The sequence below is a fragment of the Mycobacterium helveticum genome (assembly GCF_007714205.1).
GTDB lineage: Bacteria > Actinomycetota > Actinomycetes > Mycobacteriales > Mycobacteriaceae > Mycobacterium > Mycobacterium helveticum.
On the sequence record NZ_VMQU01000043.1, the window covers coordinates 1 to 20,530 of the forward strand.

General features: G+C 68.0%; 21 protein-coding genes and 1 tRNA gene. 17 read left to right on the forward strand and 5 right to left on the reverse strand.

What is annotated here, in order from left to right:
- The 5 genes from FPZ47_RS28910 to FPZ47_RS12075 form a co-directional block, all read right to left on the reverse strand.
- Positions 1 to 257, reverse strand: a 257-nt coding sequence (locus FPZ47_RS28910) for a hypothetical protein (protein ID WP_210419889.1), incomplete at its 3' end; no start/stop codon positions are given.
- A gap of 107 nt (positions 258 to 364) precedes the next feature.
- Positions 365 to 805, reverse strand: coding sequence for a DUF732 domain-containing protein (locus tag FPZ47_RS12060; RefSeq protein ID WP_168209427.1), 441 nt, complete (start codon positions 803 to 805; stop codon positions 365 to 367).
- Between the two features lie 59 nt (positions 806 to 864).
- Positions 865 to 1,218, reverse strand: coding sequence for a hypothetical protein (locus FPZ47_RS12065; protein WP_144952072.1), 354 nt, complete (start codon positions 1,216 to 1,218; stop codon positions 865 to 867).
- A gap of 290 nt (positions 1,219 to 1,508) precedes the next feature.
- Complete coding sequence (locus tag FPZ47_RS12070) at positions 1,509 to 1,853, reverse strand: hypothetical protein (RefSeq protein ID WP_144952070.1); 345 nt, start codon at positions 1,851 to 1,853, stop codon at positions 1,509 to 1,511.
- Positions 1,854 to 1,867: 14 nt separating this feature from the next.
- Positions 1,868 to 1,943: transfer RNA gene (locus FPZ47_RS12075), tRNA-Arg, on the reverse strand.
- Between the two features lie 111 nt (positions 1,944 to 2,054).
- Here FPZ47_RS12075 and argS point away from each other — a divergent pair.
- The 17 genes from argS (at position 2,055) to atpA (ending at position 20,524) form a co-directional block, all read left to right on the forward strand.
- On the forward strand, positions 2,055 to 3,707 hold the full coding sequence (gene argS / locus FPZ47_RS12080) for an arginine--tRNA ligase (protein WP_144952068.1): 1,653 nt from the start codon (positions 2,055 to 2,057) through the stop codon (positions 3,705 to 3,707).
- An 80-nt stretch (positions 3,708 to 3,787) separates the two neighbouring features.
- Entirely contained in the window at positions 3,788 to 5,122 is a 1,335-nt protein-coding gene (lysA, locus tag FPZ47_RS12085) for a diaminopimelate decarboxylase (protein WP_246133415.1), read from the forward strand.
- 7 nt (positions 5,123 to 5,129) lie between these two features.
- Positions 5,130 to 6,452: a homoserine dehydrogenase gene (locus FPZ47_RS12090; protein WP_144952063.1), complete on the forward strand. Its 1,323-nt coding sequence runs from the start codon at positions 5,130 to 5,132 to the stop codon at positions 6,450 to 6,452.
- An 11-nt stretch (positions 6,453 to 6,463) separates the two neighbouring features.
- On the forward strand, positions 6,464 to 7,540 hold the full coding sequence (gene thrC, locus FPZ47_RS12095; RefSeq protein WP_144952079.1) for a threonine synthase: 1,077 nt from the start codon (positions 6,464 to 6,466) through the stop codon (positions 7,538 to 7,540).
- A gap of 11 nt (positions 7,541 to 7,551) precedes the next feature.
- Positions 7,552 to 8,487, forward strand: coding sequence for a homoserine kinase (gene thrB, locus FPZ47_RS12100; protein ID WP_425461792.1), 936 nt, complete (start codon positions 7,552 to 7,554; stop codon positions 8,485 to 8,487).
- A gap of 281 nt (positions 8,488 to 8,768) precedes the next feature.
- Positions 8,769 to 10,643 carry a transcription termination factor Rho gene (rho, locus tag FPZ47_RS12110; RefSeq protein WP_144952061.1) on the forward strand — a complete coding sequence of 625 codons (1,875 nt, stop codon included), beginning with the start codon at positions 8,769 to 8,771 and terminating at the stop codon, positions 10,641 to 10,643.
- A gap of 187 nt (positions 10,644 to 10,830) precedes the next feature.
- Positions 10,831 to 11,073 carry a 50S ribosomal protein L31 gene (gene rpmE, locus FPZ47_RS12115; protein ID WP_144952059.1) on the forward strand — a complete coding sequence of 81 codons (243 nt, stop codon included), beginning with the start codon at positions 10,831 to 10,833 and terminating at the stop codon, positions 11,071 to 11,073.
- 90 nt (positions 11,074 to 11,163) lie between these two features.
- Positions 11,164 to 12,237 (forward strand): peptide chain release factor 1, encoded by a 1,074-nt coding sequence (prfA, locus tag FPZ47_RS12120; RefSeq protein WP_144952057.1) that lies wholly within the window; start codon positions 11,164 to 11,166, stop codon positions 12,235 to 12,237.
- Positions 12,234 to 13,181 (forward strand): peptide chain release factor N(5)-glutamine methyltransferase, encoded by a 948-nt coding sequence (gene prmC, locus FPZ47_RS12125; protein ID WP_144952055.1) that lies wholly within the window; start codon positions 12,234 to 12,236, stop codon positions 13,179 to 13,181. The genes prfA and prmC overlap by 4 nt, the downstream gene beginning before the upstream one ends.
- Positions 13,178 to 13,831: an L-threonylcarbamoyladenylate synthase gene (locus FPZ47_RS12130; protein WP_144952053.1), complete on the forward strand. Its 654-nt coding sequence runs from the start codon at positions 13,178 to 13,180 to the stop codon at positions 13,829 to 13,831. The genes prmC and FPZ47_RS12130 overlap by 4 nt, the downstream gene beginning before the upstream one ends.
- A 49-nt stretch (positions 13,832 to 13,880) precedes the next feature.
- Entirely contained in the window at positions 13,881 to 15,110 is a 1,230-nt protein-coding gene (locus FPZ47_RS12135; protein WP_144952051.1) for a glycosyltransferase family 4 protein, read from the forward strand.
- Between the two features lie 228 nt (positions 15,111 to 15,338).
- On the forward strand, positions 15,339 to 15,797 hold the full coding sequence (locus tag FPZ47_RS12140) for an ATP synthase subunit I (RefSeq protein ID WP_144952049.1): 459 nt from the start codon (positions 15,339 to 15,341) through the stop codon (positions 15,795 to 15,797).
- Positions 15,794 to 16,549 carry a F0F1 ATP synthase subunit A gene (atpB, locus tag FPZ47_RS12145; RefSeq protein ID WP_144952047.1) on the forward strand — a complete coding sequence of 252 codons (756 nt, stop codon included), beginning with the start codon at positions 15,794 to 15,796 and terminating at the stop codon, positions 16,547 to 16,549. The genes FPZ47_RS12140 and atpB overlap by 4 nt, the downstream gene beginning before the upstream one ends.
- Positions 16,550 to 16,641: 92 nt before the next feature.
- Complete coding sequence (locus FPZ47_RS12150; protein WP_024636915.1) at positions 16,642 to 16,890, forward strand: F0F1 ATP synthase subunit C; 249 nt, start codon at positions 16,642 to 16,644, stop codon at positions 16,888 to 16,890.
- Between the two features lie 9 nt (positions 16,891 to 16,899).
- The gene (locus FPZ47_RS12155; RefSeq protein ID WP_144952045.1) at positions 16,900 to 17,451 is read left to right on the forward strand and encodes a F0F1 ATP synthase subunit B; all 552 of its coding nucleotides are present in this window, start codon (positions 16,900 to 16,902) and stop codon (positions 17,449 to 17,451) included.
- Positions 17,452 to 17,457: 6 nt separating this feature from the next.
- Positions 17,458 to 18,798 (forward strand): F0F1 ATP synthase subunit B/delta, encoded by a 1,341-nt coding sequence (locus tag FPZ47_RS12160; protein ID WP_144952043.1) that lies wholly within the window; start codon positions 17,458 to 17,460, stop codon positions 18,796 to 18,798.
- Positions 18,799 to 18,859: 61 nt separating this feature from the next.
- Positions 18,860 to 20,524: a F0F1 ATP synthase subunit alpha gene (gene atpA, locus FPZ47_RS12165; protein ID WP_144952041.1), complete on the forward strand. Its 1,665-nt coding sequence runs from the start codon at positions 18,860 to 18,862 to the stop codon at positions 20,522 to 20,524.
- Positions 20,525 to 20,530 lie beyond the last annotated feature (6 nt).

Below are 20,530 nucleotides of genomic sequence, written 5' to 3' on the forward strand. Positions count from 1 at the left end.
ATCAGTTCGATCAAAACTCCCTTGGCCGTGAACCCGAATGCCCAGCTCCGGGGCGGATCATCGTCGATCACGTCGTAAGAGATGTGTCTCGCCGAGGGCCGGGACGCCGAGATCGCCGAACGATTGTCGAAACTCGCTGCGGGACAGCGGAAATGACGGCCCATCCAGTAGTGTGCTGCGGGCGGCCACTCGCGCTGCTCGTCGACGAGGGGCCCGGCGGCGACCTCACCATCATTGGGGATCCAGAAACCTCCCAAACCATCATCGCGGCCGCCCCGGAGGGCCGAGTTTGTCGCGATTCGCGGACCCCTCCGGGCGTGCCCTCCCGCCGGGGCCTTTTGCGTGCGCAGGACGCTCCAGAGACTCAGCTGAGCTTTCCACGCTCCTGCGGGCAGTACGCGTCGATAGCGACATCTATCATCTGCGACAACCGAGGGTAGGTGACGCTCGGGTCTTGCGAGTGCATGTCCTCATAGATGTCCAAGCGGGTGGACCCGTGCTCAAGTCCCAAACACACCCCGCGACCCCAATGCTCTGCCAAGTCCCAGTCATCGGTGCCGGGAAATCCGGGGATCGCCCGAACGCCGGCGCGGAACCGCTCATCTGGTGTGGGCGCGGCGGCGTGGTGCGCCCACAGATACCAGGACGTCCCGGCCACGATCAGCACAGCAATGACTGCGACGGCGAACAGGATTGGCGACGCGGCGGCGAACGCGGCACGCCACGATGCGTCAACGACTGCGGGGGGCGGCTCGGCGTCGTCATCGTCGTCGCTCCAAGCCCGCGGCCTCGCAGTCCGCGTCACCGGGGGAACAACAGCCGTCTCATCGGGTGCCCCAATCGCGGTGGGGTCTGCGTCGTCGCTCATTTCACCGCGCCCCCGCAGCCGCCCGGCGGTGCGGGCTGCGGAACTGGCCCGTTATCGGGGTCGATAACGCATGACATGCCCAGATCGGCTGGCTCGCTCTGGCCGGGCACCATGATCGGCAGCGAGTACGCGCCGCCTGCCATCAGCTTGTGCCAGTAGGAGCCGTCGGGGTAATGCTCCCCGTCGCAATAGCCGCCCATGAGCACGTTGCCGGCGCCGCCGCCGGGGCAGTAGTCGCGCAACGGGTCGGGCATGTGTGGGTCGGGCGCGGCGTGCGCGGGCCACGTGGTGATGCAAGCCGCGCCCGCGGCGACAGTCGCAGCGGCCAGGATCGAGACAAGTCGATTCATGATCGACCACCTTTCAGACTGACGTGTTTAGCAAACCTGCAGATTGTGGCTCACGCAAGTGCCCGGCTGGCGTAACTCGTCGGCGAGGGGTAGCGCACGCCCACCGCAGGAAAGCCGCTCCTCATCGCGCCGACCCGCTGCACGTCAACGTACTCAACGGGGGCGGTAAGGACGCCGACCCGGCGCCCAGTGGCTCAACGAGAGTCCCCCCCGCGACTGGTGCGCAGGGGGGACAGACGACAGCCCATTCGATGACCGGCGCAGTCACCGCCAGCCCGGGGCTGATCTGATCATTTGGCCCACCCTTCGAGCAGGTCGGCAGCTTCGATGAGTGCTGCGGCCAGGACGCGGGCCTCCGCGCCGCTCACGGCCAGCCGCTCGAACGCCTCTCCATGTTCGCCGAGCTCGTCGATGTAGACCTTCGCATCGGCAACGTCCTGCCGCGCAAAGATCGTCCCGTCGGCGCGCTGACTGGCCACCGCGGAGACGAGCAGGCGGGTGCCTGGGAGGAGCCGTCGCGGCGTGGTGACTACGCGTAGACCGTCCTCCCAGTCGGTGAGGACCTCACTGCCGGCGGGGAGGGGGACGTTGGGGGTGTTGGTTGCTAGTTGTGCGTATCTTGCGCGGGATTGCATCTGCGCTGGTCAGATGGTGCCCCCGGCAGGATTCGAACCTGCGGCCTTCTGCTCCGGAGGCAGACGCTCTATCCCCTGAGCTACGGGGGCGCACCTGACAAGATGTTGCGCCGTTGGGCCCCGACAGCCTAACGCATTCCGGCGACCGCTTCGTCACCGCGATGGATGGCGGGAGCGCCCGAGCCAATAGGATGGACGCTCGTGACCCCCGTCGACCTGGCCGAGCTGCTCAAGACCACCGCCGCCGCGGTGCTGGCCGAGCACGGGCTCGACGCCGCCGCGCTGCCGGCGGCGGTCGCCGTGGAGCGTCCGCGCAACCCCGAGCACGGCGATTACGCGAGCAACCTGGCGCTGCAGCTCGCCAAGTTGGTCGGCGCCAACCCGCGTGAGCTGGCCGGATGGCTGGCCGCGGCGCTGGCGCGCAACGACGGCATCGCGCAAGCCGAGGTGGCCGGTCCGGGCTTCATCAACATGCGCCTCGAGGCCTCGGCGCAAGCCGTCGTCGTCACCAACGTGATCGACGCCGGCGACACCTTCGGCTACTCCGACGACCTGGCCGGGCAGAAGATCAACCTCGAGTTCGTCTCGGCCAACCCGACCGGACCGATCCACATCGGCGGCACCCGCTGGGCCGCCGTCGGGGATGCGCTGGGCCGGCTGCTGTCCAGCCAGGGCGCCGACGTGGAGCGCGAATACTATTTCAACGACCACGGCGCCCAGATCGACCGGTTCGCCAACTCGTTGATCGCCGCGGCCAAGGGCGAGCCCGCCCCCGAAGACGGCTACGCCGGCGACTACATCACCGACATCGCCGCGCACGTGCTGGCCAAGGCGCCCGACGCGTTGAGCCTGCCCGAACCCGAGATGCGCGAGACCTTCCGCGAAATCGGCGTCGACCTGATGTTCACCCACATCAAGGAGTCGCTGCACGAGTTCGGCACCGACTTCGACATCTACACCCACGAAGACTCGATGCACACCAGCGGCCGCGTCGAGGAGGCCATCACCCGGCTGCGCCAGACCGGCAACATCTACGAGAAGGACGGCGCAAGCTGGTTGCGCACCAGCGCTTTCGGTGACGACAAGGACCGCGTCGTGATCAAGAGCGACGGCAAGCCGGCCTACATCGCCGGCGACATCGCCTACTACCTGGACAAGCGGCAGCGCGGCTTCGACCTGTGCATCTACATGCTCGGCGCCGATCACCACGGCTACATCGCGCGCCTGAAGGCCGTGGCCGCCGCCTTCGGGGAGGACCCGGCCACCGTCGAGGTGCTCATCGGGCAGATGGTCAACCTGGTCCGCGACGGCCAGCCGATGAAGATGAGCAAGCGGGCCGGCACCGTGATCACCCTCGACGACCTGGTCGAGGCGATCGGCGTCGACGCGGCGCGCTACAGCCTGACCCGCTCCTCGGTGGACACTCCGATCGATATCGACCTGGCGCTGTGGTCCTCGGCGTCGAACGAAAACCCGGTCTACTACGTGCAATACGCGCACGCCCGACTTTCGGCGCTGGCCCGCAACGCCGCCGAGCTCGGCCTGGTGCCCGACACCGCCCACCTCGAGCTGCTCACCCACGACAAGGAGGGCACGCTGCTGCGCAGCCTCGGCGAATTCCCCCGGGTGCTCAAGACGGCGGCCGCCCTGCGCGAACCGCACCGGGTCTGCCGGTACCTGGAAGACCTGGCCGGTGACTACCACCGGTTCTATGACTCGTGCCGCGTGTTGCCGCAGGGCGACGAACAGCCCACCGACCTGCACACCGCGCGGCTTGCCCTGTGCCAGGCCACCCGCCAGGTCATCGCCAACGGACTGGCGATCCTGGGCGTCGGCGCACCGGAGCGCATGTGACCGTGCATCCCGCCGGTCCCCGGCATGCCGAAGAGACCCGCCACCCGGGCAGCCCACCGCGGCCGCAGTCGCCCGAAGAGCTGCTGCGCCTGGCGCCGAACGTGTGGCCGCGCAACACCATTCGCGACGCGACCGGCGTCGTCAACATCGCCGGCGTGCCGGTGACCGAGCTCGCCCGCGAGTACGGGACGCCGCTGTTCGTCGTCGACGAGGACGACTTCCGCTCACGCTGCCGGGAGATGGCGGCGGCCTTCGGCGGCGGGGGCAACGTGAACTACGCCGCCAAGGCCTTCCTGTGCGGCGAGATCGCGCGCTGGGTCGACGAGGAGGGCCTGTCCCTGGACGTGTCCACCGGCGGGGAGCTGGCCGTGGCGCTGCACGCGAACTTTCCCCCGGAGCGGATCACCCTGCACGGCAACAACAAATCGGTCGCCGAACTCACCGACGCCGTCAAGGCGGGGGTGGCGCACGTCGTCGTCGACTCGATGACCGAGATCGAGCGCCTCGACGGGGTCGCGGCGGAGGCCGGTGTGGTCCAGGACGTCTTCGTGCGCCTGACCGTCGGCGTGGAGGCGCACACCCACGAGTTCATCTCCACCGCCCACGAGGACCAGAAGTTCGGGCTGTCGGTGGCCAGCGGCGCGGCGATGGCCGCGGTGCGCCGGGTGTTCGCCGCCGATCACCTGCGACTGGTCGGGCTGCACAGCCACATCGGCTCGCAGATCTTCGACGTCGCCGGCTTCGAGATCGCCGCACACCGCGTCATCGGGCTGCTGCGCGAGATCGTCGCCGAGTTCGGCCCGGAGAAGACGGCGCAGCTCTCTACGGTGGATCTTGGTGGCGGCCTTGGTATTTCATATTTGGCGCCCGACGACCCCCCGCCGGTCGCCGAGCTGGCGGCCAAGCTGAGCGCCATCGTGCGCAGCGAGTCGGCGGCCGTGGGCCTGCCCACGCCGCGGCTGGTGGTCGAGCCCGGACGGGCCATCGCCGGACCGGGCACCATCACGCTCTACGAGGTCGGCACGGTCAAAGACGTCGACGTGAGCGCCACGGCGAACCGGCGTTACGTCAGCGTCGACGGCGGCATGAGCGACAACATCCGCACCGCGCTCTACGGCGCCGAGTACGACGCCCGGCTGGCCTCGCGGGCCAGCGATGCGCCGGCGGTGCAGGCCCGCATCGTGGGGAAACACTGCGAAAGCGGTGATATCGTCGTGCGCGACGCCTGGGTGCCCGGCGATCTGCAGCCCGGCGATCTGCTTGCGGTGGCCGCGACCGGAGCTTATTGCTATTCGCTCTCGAGCCGCTACAACATGATCGGTCGGCCGGCCGTGGTCGGGGTGCGCGCCGGGCGGGCCCGCCTGATCCTGCGCCGGGAGACGGTCGACGATCTGCTGAGTCTGGAAGTGAGGTGAACGACCTGTGCCCGGTGAAAAGCCAGTCGGCGTAGCGGTACTCGGGTTGGGCAACGTCGGCAGCGAAGTCGTGCGCATCATCGAGACCAGCGCCGAAGACCTCGCGGCCCGCATCGGCGCCCCGCTGCTGCTGCGCGGCATCGGCGTGCGCCGCGTGGCCGCCGACCGCGGCGTCCCCGTCGAGTTGCTCACCGACAACGTCGAAGAACTCGTCTCGCGCGAGGACGTCGACATCGTCGTGGAGGTGATGGGCCCGGTCGAGCCGGCGCGCAAGGCGATCCTGACCGCGCTCGAGCACGGCAAGTCCGTCGTCACCGCGAACAAGGCGTTGCTGTCGATCTCCACCGGCGAACTGGCGCAGGCCGCCGAAACCGCCAACGTCGACCTGTATTTCGAGGCGGCCGTCGCGGGCGCGATCCCGGTCATCCGCCCGCTCACCCAGTCGCTGGCCGGCGACACGGTGCTGCGGGTGGCCGGAATCGTCAACGGCACCACCAACTACATCCTGTCCGCGATGGACAGCACCGGCGCCGACTACGGCAGCGCACTGGCCGACGCCAGCGCGCTGGGTTACGCCGAGGCCGATCCCACGGCCGACGTGGAGGGCTACGACGCCGCGGCCAAGGCCGCGATCCTGGCCTCCATCGCCTTCCACACCCGGGTGACCGCCGACGACGTGTACCGCGAGGGCATCACCAAGATCACCCCCGACGACTTCGCCTCCGCGCGGTCCCTGGGCTGCACCATCAAGCTGCTGTCGATCTGCGAGCGTGTCACCACCGCCGACGGCCAGGAGCGGGTGTCGGCGCGCGTCTACCCGGCGCTGGTGCCCCTGTCGCATCCGCTCGCCACGGTCAACGGCGCCTTCAACGCCGTGGTGGTCGAGGCCGCGGCGGCGGGCCGGCTGATGTTCTACGGTCAGGGTGCGGGCGGGGCGCCCACGGCCTCGGCGGTGACCGGCGACCTGGTGATGGCCGCGCGCAACCGGGTGCTGGGCAGCCGGGGACCCAAGGAGTCCAGGTACGCCCAACTCCCCATCGCCCCAATGGGTTTGATCACAACCCGCTATTACCTGAGCATGGACGTCGCCGACAAGCCCGGCGTCTTGTCCACGGTGGCCGCGGAATTCGCCAAGCGCGAGGTGAGCATCGCCGAGGTTCGCCAGGAAGGCGTGGCCGACCAGGGTGGGCGGCGCGTCGGCGCCCGGATCGTGGTGGTCACCCACACCGCGACCGACGCCGCACTGTCCGAAACCGTAGAAGCGCTCGCCGATCTGGACGTCGTGCAGAGGGTGGCCAGCGTGTTGAGGTTGGAAGGAACCAGCCTGTGAGCATTCCACGGATGGCCCAGTCGGCCACCCACGTGCCGTGGCCGGGAGTGATCGCGGCCTACCGCGACCGGTTGCCGGTTGCGGCCGACTGGACCCCGGTCACGTTGCTCGAGGGCGGGACCCCGCTGATCTCGGCCCCCCGACTCTCGGAGCTGACCGGGTGCACGGTGCATCTCAAGGTCGAGGGCCTCAACCCGACCGGCTCCTTCAAGGACCGCGGCATGACGATGGCGGTGACCGACGCGGTGGCCCGCGGCCAGCAGGCCGTGCTGTGCGCCTCGACCGGGAACACCTCGGCCTCGGCCGCCGCCTACGCCGCGCGCGCCGGCATCACCTGCGCGGTGCTGATCCCGCAGGGCAAGATCGCCATGGGCAAGCTCGCGCAGGCCGTCATGCACGGCGCGAAGATCATCCAGATCGACGGCAACTTCGACGACTGCCTGGAACTGGCCCGCAAGATGACCGCCGACTTCCCGACGATCTCGCTGGTCAACTCGGTCAACCCGGTGCGCATCGAGGGCCAGAAGACCGCGGCCTTCGAGATCGTCGACGCGCTGGGCCGCGCACCCGACGTCCACTCGCTGCCCGTCGGCAACGCCGGGAACATCACCGCCTACTGGAAGGGCTACCGGGAGTACCACCAGGAGGGCGTGATCGACGCGCTGCCCCGCATGCTGGGCACCCAGGCCGCCGGCGCGGCGCCCCTGGTGCTCGGCAAGCCGGTGCGCCATCCCGAGACCATCGCGACCGCGATCCGCATCGGCGCACCGGCATCCTGGACGGCGGCCGTCGAGGCGCAGCAGCAATCGAAGGGCCGGTTCCTGGCCGCCACCGACGAGGAGATCCTGGCCGCCTACCACCTGGTGGCCGGCTCCGAAGGCGTCTTCGTCGAGCCGGCGTCGGCGGCCAGCATCGCCGGGCTGCTCAAGGCCGTCGAGGACGGCTGGGTGGCCCGCGGGTCGACCGTGGTGTGTACGGTCACGGGCAATGGGCTCAAGGACCCCGACACCGCGCTGAAAGACATGCCGTCCGTGTCGCCGGTGCCCGTGGATCCCGTGCTCGTCGTCGAGAAGTTGGGACTGGCCTGACGGTGACTGCCATGCTGCCCGCGGGCGTGGTGGCGAGCGCCGTGGTGTCGGCTTCCAGCGCCAACCTGGGTCCCGGCTTCGACAGCATCGGTCTCGCGCTGAGCCTTTGCGACGAGGTGGTCGTGGAGACAACGGATTCCGGCCTGCGGGTGCTGGTCGAGGGGGAAGGCGCCGACTCGCTGCCGCGTGGCCCCGAACACCTGGTGGTCCGCGCGGTCCGACGCGGTCTGCAGGTCGCCGGCGTCGACGCCCCGGGGCTGGTGGTCCGCTGCCGCAACGCCATCCCGCACTCCCGCGGTCTGGGCTCGTCGGCGGCGGCGGTGGTCGGCGGCCTTGCTGCAGCCAACGGCCTTGTCGCGCAGACGGATTCAGCTCCGCTGACGGATGCGCAGCTGGTCCAGTTGGCCTCGGAGTTCGAGGGTCACCCCGACAACGCCGCGGCCGCGGTGTTGGGCGGTGCGGTGGTCTCCTGGGTGGACCGCGCCGGTGCTGTTCCCGCCTATTCGGCGGTGCCGCTGCGGCTTCATCCGCGGATCCGCCTGTTCTGCGCGATCCCCGAGATGCGCTCGTTGACCGCCGAGACCCGGGTGTTGCTGCCCGCCCACGTCAGCCACGACGACGCGAGCTTCAACGTCAGCCGCGCCGCGCTGCTGGTGGTCGCGCTTACCGAACGGCCGGATTTGCTGCTGGTGGCCACCGAAGACCTGCTCCACCAACCCCAACGCGCCTCGGCGATGCCCGCCTCGGCGGAATATCTGCGGCTGCTGCGGCGTCATAACGTCGCAGCGGCGCTTTCCGGGGCTGGTCCGTCACTGATCGCACTCAGCACAGGGGCGCAGCTGCCCTGGCAAGCGGTGGAATACGGGGCCGCAAACGGTTTCACCGTCACCGAGATGACCGCCGGCGACGCAGTTCGCTGGGGCCCGGGGGTCACCGTCGCCCGTTGAGCCCCGGCGCGGCCAGGGGGGTTTGCTTGCTTCCGGCCAGGATGCGGGCTATCCTCGGCATCGTCCAGCAATCGCAGCATCTGCATCTGCATCCATACTGCCTTGCCGCTAGGACACCACCAATTCTTCTCGTGGACGAGGTCGCCGTTTCTCACGCCGATCCTGGCACTGATCCCGGCGATCACCGTTGCAGAGTCGACGATTGGGCGCACTCGGCAATTCGAGCCACGTGCGCGACGAACCCCCTTATGACGTGATCAGCGGGGGAAGAAAGGAAATCCGTGACTGATACGGACCTCATCACGGCTGGCGAAAGCATCGAGAACGATCACACGTCGAATTCCGTGAACCATGACGCGCCAGCCGTCAAAGCCTCGTCCTCGGGCGGGTCGCTGTCCGCGATGGTGCTGCCCGAGTTGCGCGCGCTGGCTAGCCAAGCCGGCGTCAAGGGCACGTCGGGCATGCGCAAGAATGAACTGATCGCTGCAATCCAGGAACACCGGGGAAAGGCCAACGGCACATCCGCCGGTGGCGGGCCGGCTCCTGAGAACAGCGGTAAATCGGACAACGCTTCCGGCGGCGAAACCGCCACCGCCGAAGCGCCGGCACCCCAGCCGGACCGGAACGATGCGACAACCGAGGCGCCCCGCCGGGAACGCCGCGGCGCGTCCCGCGAAGCCGGAGCCAAAGACCGCAGCCAGGAAGACGAGCGCGACGGCTCGGCTCATGCCGAGGGCAGAGCGGGTGACGCGGCCGACAATCGCCACGAGCGCCGGCGCGACAGCCAAGAGCGCCAACAGAACACGAAGTCCGACGACCGCGGGCGGGACACCGGTGGCGAGCAGGGCAATGACCAGCAGGGCTCGGGCAGCCAACAGTCGCGCGGCTCGAACCAGCAGGACGACGAGGGCGACGGGCGTCAGGGCCGGCGCGGACGCCGCTTCCGGGACCGCAAGCGCCGAAGCGAACGTTCCGGTGACGGCACCGACACCGAACTGCGCGAGGACGACGTCGTCCAGCCGGTGGCCGGGATTCTCGACGTCCTCGACAACTACGCGTTCGTCCGCACCTCCGGGTATCTGGCCGGTCCGCACGACGTCTACGTGTCGATGAACATGGTGCGCAAGAACGGCCTGCGCCGCGGCGACGCGGTGACCGGCGCGGTGCGGGTGCCCCGCGACGGCGAGCAGGCCAACCAGCGGCAGAAGTTCAACCCGCTGGTCCGCCTGGACACCATCAACGGCGGATCGATCGAAGACGCCAAGAAGCGGCCCGATTTCTCCAAGCTGACGCCGTTGTACCCCAACCAGCGGCTGCGTCTGGAAACCACCCCCGACCGGCTGACCACGCGGGTCATCGACCTGATCATGCCGATCGGCAAGGGGCAGCGCGCGCTGATCGTCTCGCCGCCCAAGGCGGGCAAGACGACGATCCTGCAGGACATCGCCAACGCGATCACCAAGAACAACCCGGAATGCCACCTCATGGTCGTGCTCGTCGACGAGCGGCCCGAAGAGGTCACCGACATGACGCGCTCGGTCAAGGGCGAGGTCATCGCCTCGACGTTCGACCGCCCGCCGTCGGACCACACCTCGGTGGCCGAGCTGGCGATCGAACGCGCCAAGCGGCTCGTCGAGCAGGGCAAGGATGTCGTGGTGCTGCTGGACTCGATCACCCGCCTCGGGCGCGCCTACAACAACGCGTCGCCCGCGTCGGGCCGGATTCTCTCCGGTGGTGTCGACTCCACCGCGCTGTATCCGCCGAAGCGCTTCCTGGGCGCCGCGCGCAACATCGAGGAGGGCGGGTCGCTGACCATCATCGCCACCGCGATGGTCGAGACGGGATCCACCGGTGACACGGTGATCTTCGAGGAGTTCAAGGGCACCGGTAACGCCGAGCTCAAGCTGGACCGCAAGATCTCCGAGCGACGGGTGTTCCCCGCGGTCGACGTGAACCCGTCGGGCACCCGCAAGGACGAGCTGCTGCTCTCGCCGGACGAGTTCGCGATCGTGCACAAGCTGCGCCGCGTGCTGTCTGGTCTGGATTCGCACCAGGCCATCGACCTGCTGATGTCGCAGCTGCGCAAGACCAAGACCAACTACGAGTTCCTGGTCCAGGTGTCCAAGACGACGCCCGGCTCCATGGACAACGACTAAAAGGGGCCATCACCGGCCGGTTGGTTCGCGACACATAAACCACCCACACGACACGCCGGGTGACGTCGCCGTGGTTTATGTCTCGACGCAGCCCGGTGCGCCGGGAATGCCGGGTTGCACCTCGGTGTTTTGGGGAGGTACCGGTTGACCTGGCATAATCGACGCTCGACAACCCGAAGAGGACAGCATGAAAACTGACATCCATCCCGCCTACGAGCCGACCACGGTGCACTGCGGATGCGGCAACACGTTCGAGACCCGCAGCACCAAGCCGGGCGGCCGCATCGTCGTCGAGGTTTGCTCGCAGTGCCACCCGTTCTACACGGGCAAGCAGAAGATCCTCGACAGCGGCGGCCGCGTGGCCCGCTTCGAGAAGCGCTACGGCAAGCGCAAGGGCGCAGCTGACAAGGCCGACGCGGCCGACAAATAGCTGGCTCACCGACGCCCGGACTGTGTGTGACCCGCACAGGCGGGCGTCGGTTCGTGTCTGCGCCGAACAGCGTGTGGAAGGAGGTGTGACATGACGCAGCCGACCCAGGCGATCGATGTGCTGCTCGCCGAGCATGCCGAGCTCGAGCACCATTTGGCAGATCCGGAGTTGCACAGCAATCCCGGCGAGGCCCGCAAAGCCGGCCGCCGGTTCGCCCGGCTGGCCCCCATCGTCGCCACCCACCGCAAGCTGACGTCGGCGCGGGGCGATCTGGAGACGGCACGCGAACTGGCCGCCGACGACCCGTCGTTCGCCGAGGAGGTCACCGCGCTCGAAGCGCGGGTGGCCGAGTTGGACACCCAGCTGACCGACATGCTGGCGCCCCGCGACCCGCATGACGCCGACGACGTCGTGCTCGAGGTGAAATCCGGCGAGGGTGGCGAGGAGTCGGCGTTGTTCGCCGCCGACCTGGCCAGGATGTATGTCCGCTACGCCGAACGGCACGGCTGGACGGTGGCGGTGCTGGACGAGACGTTCTCGGACCTGGGCGGCTACAAGGACGCGACGCTGGCCATCACCAGCAAGGGCGACACCGTCGACGGGGTCTGGGCGCGGTTGAAGTTCGAAGGCGGGGTGCACCGCGTGCAACGGGTCCCGGTGACGGAGTCCCAAGGCCGCGTGCATACTTCGGCGGCCGGGGTGCTGGTCTATCCGGAGCCCGAGGAAGTCGGCGAGGTGCAGATCGACGAGTCGGACCTGCGCGTCGACGTCTACCGGTCGTCCGGCAAGGGCGGCCAGGGCGTCAACACCACCGACTCCGCGGTGCGGCTGACCCACCTGCCCACGGGAATCGTCGTCACCTGCCAGAACGAACGTTCGCAGCTGCAGAACAAAGCCCGCGCCATGGCGGTGCTGGCCGCCCGCCTGCAGGCGATCGCCGAGGAACAGGCGCTGGCCGACGCGTCGGCGGATCGGGCCAGTCAGATTCGCACCGTCGACCGCAGCGAGCGCATCCGCACCTACAACTTCCCGGAGAACCGGATCACCGACCACCGGATCGGCTTCAAGGCGCACAATCTCGACCAGGTTCTCGACGGCGACATGGACGCGCTTCTCGACGCGCTGAGCGCCGCCGACAAGCAGTCAAGGCTGCAGCAGGCATGACGACTCGGCTGCGGCGTTCGATCGACTCCGCGGCGGCGCTGCTCGCCCGGGCGGGGATCGATTCGGCGCGTTGGGACGCCGAGGAGTTGGCCGCGCACCTGGCCGGCACTGACCGCGGCCGGCTGAGTCTGCTGGATACGCCCGACGACGAATTCTTCGGTCGCTACCGCGACGTCGTCGCCGAGCGCTCGCGGCGGGTGCCGTTGCAGCATCTGGTCGGGACGGCGGCATTCGGGCCGCTGGTGCTGCACGTCGGGCCGGGTGTGTTCATCCCGCGTCCGGAAACCGAAGCCGTGCTGGAGTGGGCGACCGCGCAGCCGCTCGCCGCGCGGCCCGTGATCGTCGATGTGTGCACCGGATCCGGGGCCCTGGCGGTCGCGCTGGCCCGGCACCGCGCCGGCCTCGGGCTCGACGCCCGGATCATCGGCATCGACGACTCCGCACCGGCGCTCGAGTACGCGCGCCGCAACGCCGAGGGCACGCCCGTCGAGCTCGTGCACGCCGACGTCACCGCACCGGGGTTGCTTCCGGAGCTCGACGGCGGCGTCGACCTGGTCGTGGCCAACCCGCCTTACGTGCCCGACGACCCGGTTTCCAACGCCGTGCTGGAACCCGAAGTGGTCCAACACGATCCGCATCATGCGGTGTTCGGCGGGCCGGACGGGATGGCCGTGATCGGGCCTGTGGTGGACCTCGCGGGGCGCTGGCTGCGCCCGGGCGGCCTGTTCGCCGTCGAACACGACGACACCACCGCGGCGTGCACCGCCCAATTGGTGCGGGACACGGGACTTTTCGACGACGTCCGGTGCCGGCGCGATCTGGCGGGCCGGCCGAGGTTCGTGACCGCCCGCAGGAGCGGCGCCGATGACTCGCGTCGTGACGATGCAGAGCGCAGCGATGAGGTGGGGGCACCTCCCGCTTGCGGGGGAGAGCGGCGCCGATGATTGAGGTGTTCAGCTGTGCCGACCCCGAGCAGCGCGCGCGCGGAATCGCCTCGGCGGTCGGCGCGATCAAGGGCGGCCGGCTGGTCGTGATGCCGACCGACACCGTTTACGGAATCGGTGCCGACGCCTTCGACAGCGCCGCGGTGGGCGCGCTGCTGTCGGCGAAGGGGCGGGGCCGGGACATGCCGGTCGGGGTGCTCGTCGGCTCCTGGCACACCATCGAGGGCCTGGTCTACACCATGCCCGACGGGGCCCGCGAGCTGATCCGCGCGTTCTGGCCGGGCGCGTTGAGCCTGGTGGTGATGCAAGCGCCGTCGTTGCAGTGGGATCTCGGCGACGCCCGGGGGACCGTGATGCTGCGGATGCCGTTGCACCCGGTCGCCATCGAGTTGCTGCGCGAGGTGGGGCCCATGGCGGTATCGAGCGCCAACGTGTCCGGACGCCCGCCCGCGGTGGACGCCGACCAGGCGCGCGACCAGCTCGGCGATCTCGTCGACGTCTACCTCGACGCGGGCGCCGCCCAGCAGCAGGCCGCGTCCACGATCGTCGACCTGACCGGGGCCGCCCCGCGGATTCTGCGCGCGGGACCGGTGAGTGCCGAGCGGATCGCCGAGGTGCTGGGCCTGGACGCCGAAACCCTGACCGCGTAGGGCCGACGGTCGGACTCAGCCCGGCGGCGGTGTTCGGTGCTCGCGGCCGGTGCAGTACGGTCTCGAGGTGTCCAGCGACGTGACCAGCCTTGCCGGTGGTCTGCTCGCCCTGGCTGATCGCGGCGCCGGCGTTCCCCTGCGTGAACTCGCCGTGGTCGGCCTGACCGCGGCGGTCATCACCTACTTCGCGACCGGACCGGTGCGGGTGCTGGCGACCCGGCTGGGAGCGGTGGCCTACCCGCGGGAACGGGATGTGCACGTGACGCCGACCCCGCGGATGGGCGGGCTGGCGATGTTCCTCGGCATCCTGGCCGCCGTGTTCCTGGCCTCCCAGCTTCCCGCGCTGACCCGCGGCTTCGTGTACTCCACCGGCATGCCCGCGGTGCTGGTCGCGGGCGCGGTCATCATGGGGATCGGGCTCATCGACGACCGCTGGGGCCTGGACGCCCTGACGAAATTCGCCGGGCAGATCACCGCGGCCAGCGTGCTGGTCACCATGGGCGTCGCCTGGACCGTCCTGTACATACCGATCGGGGGAGTCGGCACGATCGTGCTGGATCAGGCCTCGTCGATCCTGCTCACCCTGGCGCTGACGGTGTCGATCGTCAACGCGATGAACTTCGTCGACGGGCTCGACGGACTGGCCGCCGGGCTGGGACTCATCACCGCGCTCGCGATCTGCATGTTCTCGGTGGGCCTGCTGCGCGACCACGGCGGTGACGTGCTGTTCTATCCGCCGGCCGTCATCTCGGTGGTGCTCGCCGGCGCCTGCCTGGGCTTCTTGCCGCACAACTTCCACCGGGCGCGGATCTTCATGGGCGATTCGGGCTCGATGCTGATCGGTTTGATGCTGGCCGCCGCTTCCACGACCGCCGCCGGCCCCGTCTCGCAGAACGCCTACGGCGCCCGTGACGTGTTTGCTCTGTTGTCGCCGTTCTTGCTGGTGGCGGCGGTGATGTTCGTGCCGATGCTGGATCTGCTGCTGGCCATCGTGCGGCGCACCCGCGCGGGCCGCAGCGCCTTCAGCCCCGACAAGATGCATCTGCACCACCGGTTGCTTCAGATCGGTCACTCGCACCGCCGGGTGGTGCTGCTGATCTATCTGTGGGTGGGCATTGTCGCCTTCGGCGCGGCCAGCACGATCTTTTTCAACCCCCGCGATACCGGCGCGGTGATGCTGGGCGCGATCGTGGTTGCGGGCGTCGCGACGGCGATCCCGTTGCTGCGCCGGCGTGACGACTACGACGACGACAGATACGACACCTACGACAAGGAGTAGTAGTGGTGTCTGTCGTATGGTACGGTCCAGGCAGAGCCCCGAAAAGAACCTCGAGGGTTGTCGGCCTACCGGCCCATCGGTCGCCTGCCTGATCGCGCCGACTCACGAACGGACGCAGGGAGCTACCCCTTGGGTTATTCCATCGTGATGACTGCGATACGCTCGGCGGGCCACCGATCAGTCGGTCGGGGCGTTCCCGCTCCACTAACCCGGGATTGAGGTGCTGCAGTGACGACGCCAGCGCAGGACGCGCCGTTGGTGTTTCCCTCTGTTGCTTTCCGACCCGTTCGGCTTTTCGTGATCAGTATCGGGATCAGCGCGGTCGCGGTTGTCGCCGCCGCGTTCTCGGGTCATCTCATGCTCGGGGTGTTCTTCGGTGGCGGGCTGCTGCTGGGTTTGCTCAACGCATTGTTGGTGCGCCGCTCGGTTGATTCGATCACCTCCCAGGATCACCCGCTGAAAAGGTCGATGGCGATCAACTCGGCGTCGCGGCTGGCCCTCATCACGGTGATCGCGCTGATCATCGCCTACGTGTTCCGGCCGGCAGGACTGGGCGTCATGTTCGGGCTGGCGCTGTTCCAGGTGCTGTTGGTGATATCGACCGCCGTGCCGGTCTGGAAGAAGCTACGTGCAGGGGTGCCCGGTGACTCGTCGACAGGGCCGGAAGAAAGGGGTACCGGCACATGACCGGTCTGATCCTGGCCGATGCGCAGATCGAGGTCGGAGAGCACACCCACGCCACGTGGCTGGGGATGACCGTCAACACCGACACGATCCTGTCGACCGCCATCGCCGCGCTGATCGTGATCGGGCTGGCGTTCTTCCTGCGCGCGAAGATCACCGCGACGGGCGTGCCCAGCGGGGTGCAGTTGTTCTGGGAGGCGATCACCGAGCAGATGCGCGCCCAGGTCGAGAGCGCGATCGGCATGCGGATCGCCCCCTTCGTGCTACCGCTGGCCGTCACCATCTTCGTGTTCATCCTGATCTCCAACTGGCTGTCCGTGCTGCCGTTGCAGTACACGGACAAGTCGGGGCACACCACCGAGTTGCTCAAGTCGGCGGCCGCGGACATCAACTACGTGCTGGCGCTGGCCCTGTTCGTCTTCGTCTGCTACCACGTGGCGGGAATCTGGCGCCGCGGCATCGTCGGGCACCCGATCGCCGTGCTCAAGGGTCACGTGGCCTTCTTGGCGCCGATCAACCTCGTCGAAGAGCTTGCGAAGCCGATCTCGTTGTCGCTGCGACTTTTCGGCAACATCTTTGCCGGCGGCATCCTGGTCGCGCTGATCGCGCTGTTTCCGCCCTACATCATGTGGGCGCCCAACGCGATCTGGAAAGCATTCGACTTGTTCGTCGGCGCGATCCAGGCCTTCATCTTCGCCATCTTGACGATCTTGTATTTCAGCCAGGCGATGGAGGTCGAAGAGCACCACGACTGAGGCCGCCACCCGTCGGCCTCGTCCGCGCATCATCATCGGCTCCTGGTAGACCGCTACCAGACAGCCACCACTCAAAGGAGGAAAGAATGGCCCTGGACCCCCAAGTCGCTGCCGCCGCACTCATCGGCGGTGGCCTGATCATGGGTGGCGGCGCGATCGGTGCCGGCATCGGTGACGGCATTGCCGGCAACGCGCTGGTTTCGGGTATCGCCCGGCAGCCGGAGGCGCAGGGACGGTTGTTCACGCCGTTCTTCATCACCGTCGGTCTGGTCGAGGCGGCCTACTTCATCAACCTGGCGTTCATGGCGCTGTTCGTCTTCGCTACCCCGGTCGGCACCTAATTCGCTGTGATGGGTGACGCAAGCACTCAGATTCTGGCCGCGGGGATTCTGGCCGCGGGCCAGGCGGCGGAGGAGGGGAAGCCCAACAACTTCCTCATCCCCAACGGCACGTTTTTCTTCGTGCTGGCCATCTTCCTCATCGTTCTCGCCGTCATCGGCACGTTTGTCGTACCGCCGATCTTGAAGGTGTTGCGCGAACGTGACGCGATGGTCGCCAAGACCATCGCCGACAACAAAAAGGCGGCCGAGCAGTTCGAGGCCGCCCAGGCCGATTACGACGAAGCCCTGACGGGAGCCCGGATGGAGGCGTCGTCGCTGCGCGACAACGCGCGAGCCGAGGGTCGTCACGTCGTGGAAGACGCGCGTGCCCGTGCCGAGCACCAGGTGATGTCGACGTTGCAGACGGCCGCCGAGCAATTGAAGCGGGAGAGGGACGCGGTGGAACTGGACCTGCGCGCCAACGTGGCGGCGATGTCGGCGACGTTGGCCAGCCGAATTCTCGGCGTCGAGGTCGCCCCCGTCGCCACGGCGACATCCGCATCCAAGACATCCGGACGGTAATCACGCATGTCGACTTTCATCGGTCAGCTGGTCGGATTCGCGGCCATCGTGTTTCTCGTGGTGCGTTACGTCGTGCCGCCGGTCCGTCGGCTGATGGCCACGCGGCAGGACGCGGTACGCCGCCAGTTGGAGGACGCGTCGGCGGCCGCGGATCGGCTGACCGAGTCGACCACGGCCCACAGCACGGCCGTGCAAAACGCCCAGTCCGACGCGAAACGGATCGTCGAAGAGGCGCAGACGGACGCGGCCCGCATCGCCGAGCAGTTGCAGGCCCAGGCCGGCATCGAGGCCGCGCGTATCCAGGCTCAGGGCGGCCGCCAGGTCGAGTTGCTGCGGACGCAACTGAGCCGTCAGCTTCGGCTCGAACTCGGACACGAGGCGGTGCGCCAAGCGGGCGAGTTGGTCCGTAACTATGTTGCTGATCCCGCCCGGCAGTCGGGTACCGTGGATCGTTTCCTGGACGATCTCGACGCCATGGCCCCCGCGTCCGCGGAAGTCCAGTACCCGTTGTTGTCGAGGATGCGCTCGGCCAGCCGCCAGGCAGTGGTCAATCTGTCGAATCGGTTCGGCGACATAGCCAAAAACCTGGACAGCGAAGGCCTGTCCACCATGTCCAGTGAACTGGTGGCGGTCGCCGGAATGCTGGTTCACGAGGTTGTCGTCACTCGCTATCTCACCATCTCCGCCGAGGATGCGGCGCCGAGGGTCCGGCTGGTCGAGAGGTTGCTTTCCGGCAAGGTCGGCGACGTCACCCTCGACATGCTGCGGTTCGCCGTCTCGCAACGGTGGTCGGCCAACTCCGACTTGGTCGACGCCATCGAACAGGTGTCGCGGCAAGCACTGCTCGAAGTCGCCGAACGTGACGACAAGGCCGACGAGGTCGAGGAGCAACTGTTCCGGTTCTCGCGCATTCTCGACTTGCAGCCGCGACTCGCCATTCTGCTCGGCGACTACTCCGTTCCGGTAGAGGGCCGCGTTGCCCTGTTGCGCAAGGTCCTTGACGCCGCGAGCGGCGGGGTCAACGAGGTTGTGGTGTCGCTGCTGACCCAGACCGTCGAACTGCTCAGGGGCCAGCCGGCCGAGGACGCCATCCAATTCCTGGCGCAGGTCGCGGTGGCGCGTCACGGGGAAATCGTCGCGCGGGTCAGCGCGGCCGCCGAGCTGAGTGACGCCCAGCGCACGCGTCTCACCGAAGTGCTTGCCCGCATCTACGGTCATCCGGTGACCGTGCAGCTGCAGATCGATGCCCAATTACTGGGTGGGCTGCTCATCGCCGTGGGCGACGAAGTGATCGACGGCACGCTTTCGGCGCGATTGACCGCGGCCGAGGCTCAACTGCCCGACTGACCACCAACCATTCATCCCGAAATCGCACACGAATGAAGACCAAGTAGGAAGACGAAAAGCCATGGCCGAGTTGACAATCTCCGCTGACGACATTCAGGGCGCCATCGATGAGTACGTAGGCTCCTTCACCTCCGGCACCTCCCGCGAGGAGGTCGGCACCGTCGTCGACGCCGGGGATGGCATCGCTCACGTGGACGGTTTGCCGTCCGTGATGACCCAGGAGCTGCTCGAGTTCCCCGGCGGGGTCCTCGGCGTCGCGCTCAACCTCGACGAGCACAGTGTCGGCGTCGTGATCCTGGGCGACTTCGAGAAGATCGAGCAGGGCCAGCAAGTCAAGCGCACCGGCGAGGTTCTGTCGGTGCCCGTGGGCGACGCGTTCCTGGGGCGTGTGGTCAATCCGTTGGGCCAGCCGATCGACGGGCAGGGCGACATCGACTCCGAGACGCGCCGCGCTCTGGAGATCCAGGCGCCTTCGGTGGTGGAGCGGCAAAGCGTCAAAGAGCCGCTGCAGACGGGGATCAAGGCCATCGACGCGATGACGCCGATCGGTCGCGGTCAGCGGCAGCTGATCATCGGAGACCGGAAGACGGGTAAGACCGCCGTCTGCGTCGACACCATTCTCAACCAGCGGCAGAACTGGGAGACCGGCGACGTGAGCAAGCAGGTGCGTTGCGTCTACGTCGCCATCGGCCAGAAGGGCACCACGATTGCGTCCGTTCGGCGCGCCCTGGAAGAGGGCGGCGCGATGGACTACACCACCATCGTCGCGGCGCCGGCGTCCGACGCTGCCGGTTTCAAATGGCTGGCGCCCTTTACCGGTTCGGCGATCGCCCAACACTGGATGTACGACGGCAAGCACGTGCTGATCGTGTTCGACGACCTGAGCAAGCAAGCCGAGGCCTACCGCGCGATCTCACTGCTGCTGCGTCGCCCGCCTGGCCGCGAGGCCTACCCGGGCGACGTGTTCTACCTGCACTCGCGGATGTTGGAGCGCTGCGCCAAGCTCTCCGACGAGCTCGGTGGCGGTTCGCTGACCGGGCTACCGATCATCGAGACCAAGGCCAACGACATCTCGGCCTACATCCCCACCAACGTGATCTCGATCACCGACGGACAGTGCTTCTTGGAGTCCGACCTGTTCAACCAGGGCGTCCGCCCGGCCATCAACGTCGGTGTCTCGGTCTCCCGCGTCGGTGGCGCGGCGCAGATCAAGGCCATGAAAGAAGTGGCGGGAAGTCTGCGCTTGGACCTGTCACAGTTCCGCGAGCTGGAAGCCTTCGCCGCGTTCGCCTCCGATCTGGACGCCACGTCCAAGGCGCAGCTGGACCGCGGTGCGCGCTTGGTGGAACTGCTCAAACAGCCGCAGTACCAGCCCATGCCCGTCGAGGAGCAGGTGGTATCCATCTTCCTCGGTACCGGTGGTCACCTGGACTCGGTGCCCGTCGCGGACGTCAGGCGTTTCGAGACCGAACTGCTGGACCACATCAGGGCGTCCGAGGACAAGATTCTCAGCAGCATCCGCGACACCCAGAAGCTCTCCGACGAAACCGCCGAAGAACTCGAGAAGGTCATCGAGCACTTCAAGAAGGGCTTCGCGGCCACGGGTGGGGGATCGGTGGTGCCCGACGAGCACGCCCAGGCGATGAGCGCAGATGAACTGGAAAAGGAAACGGTGAAGGTGAAGAAGCCTGCGCCGGAAAAGAAGGCAAAGAAAGAGAAGAAGTAGCAACCG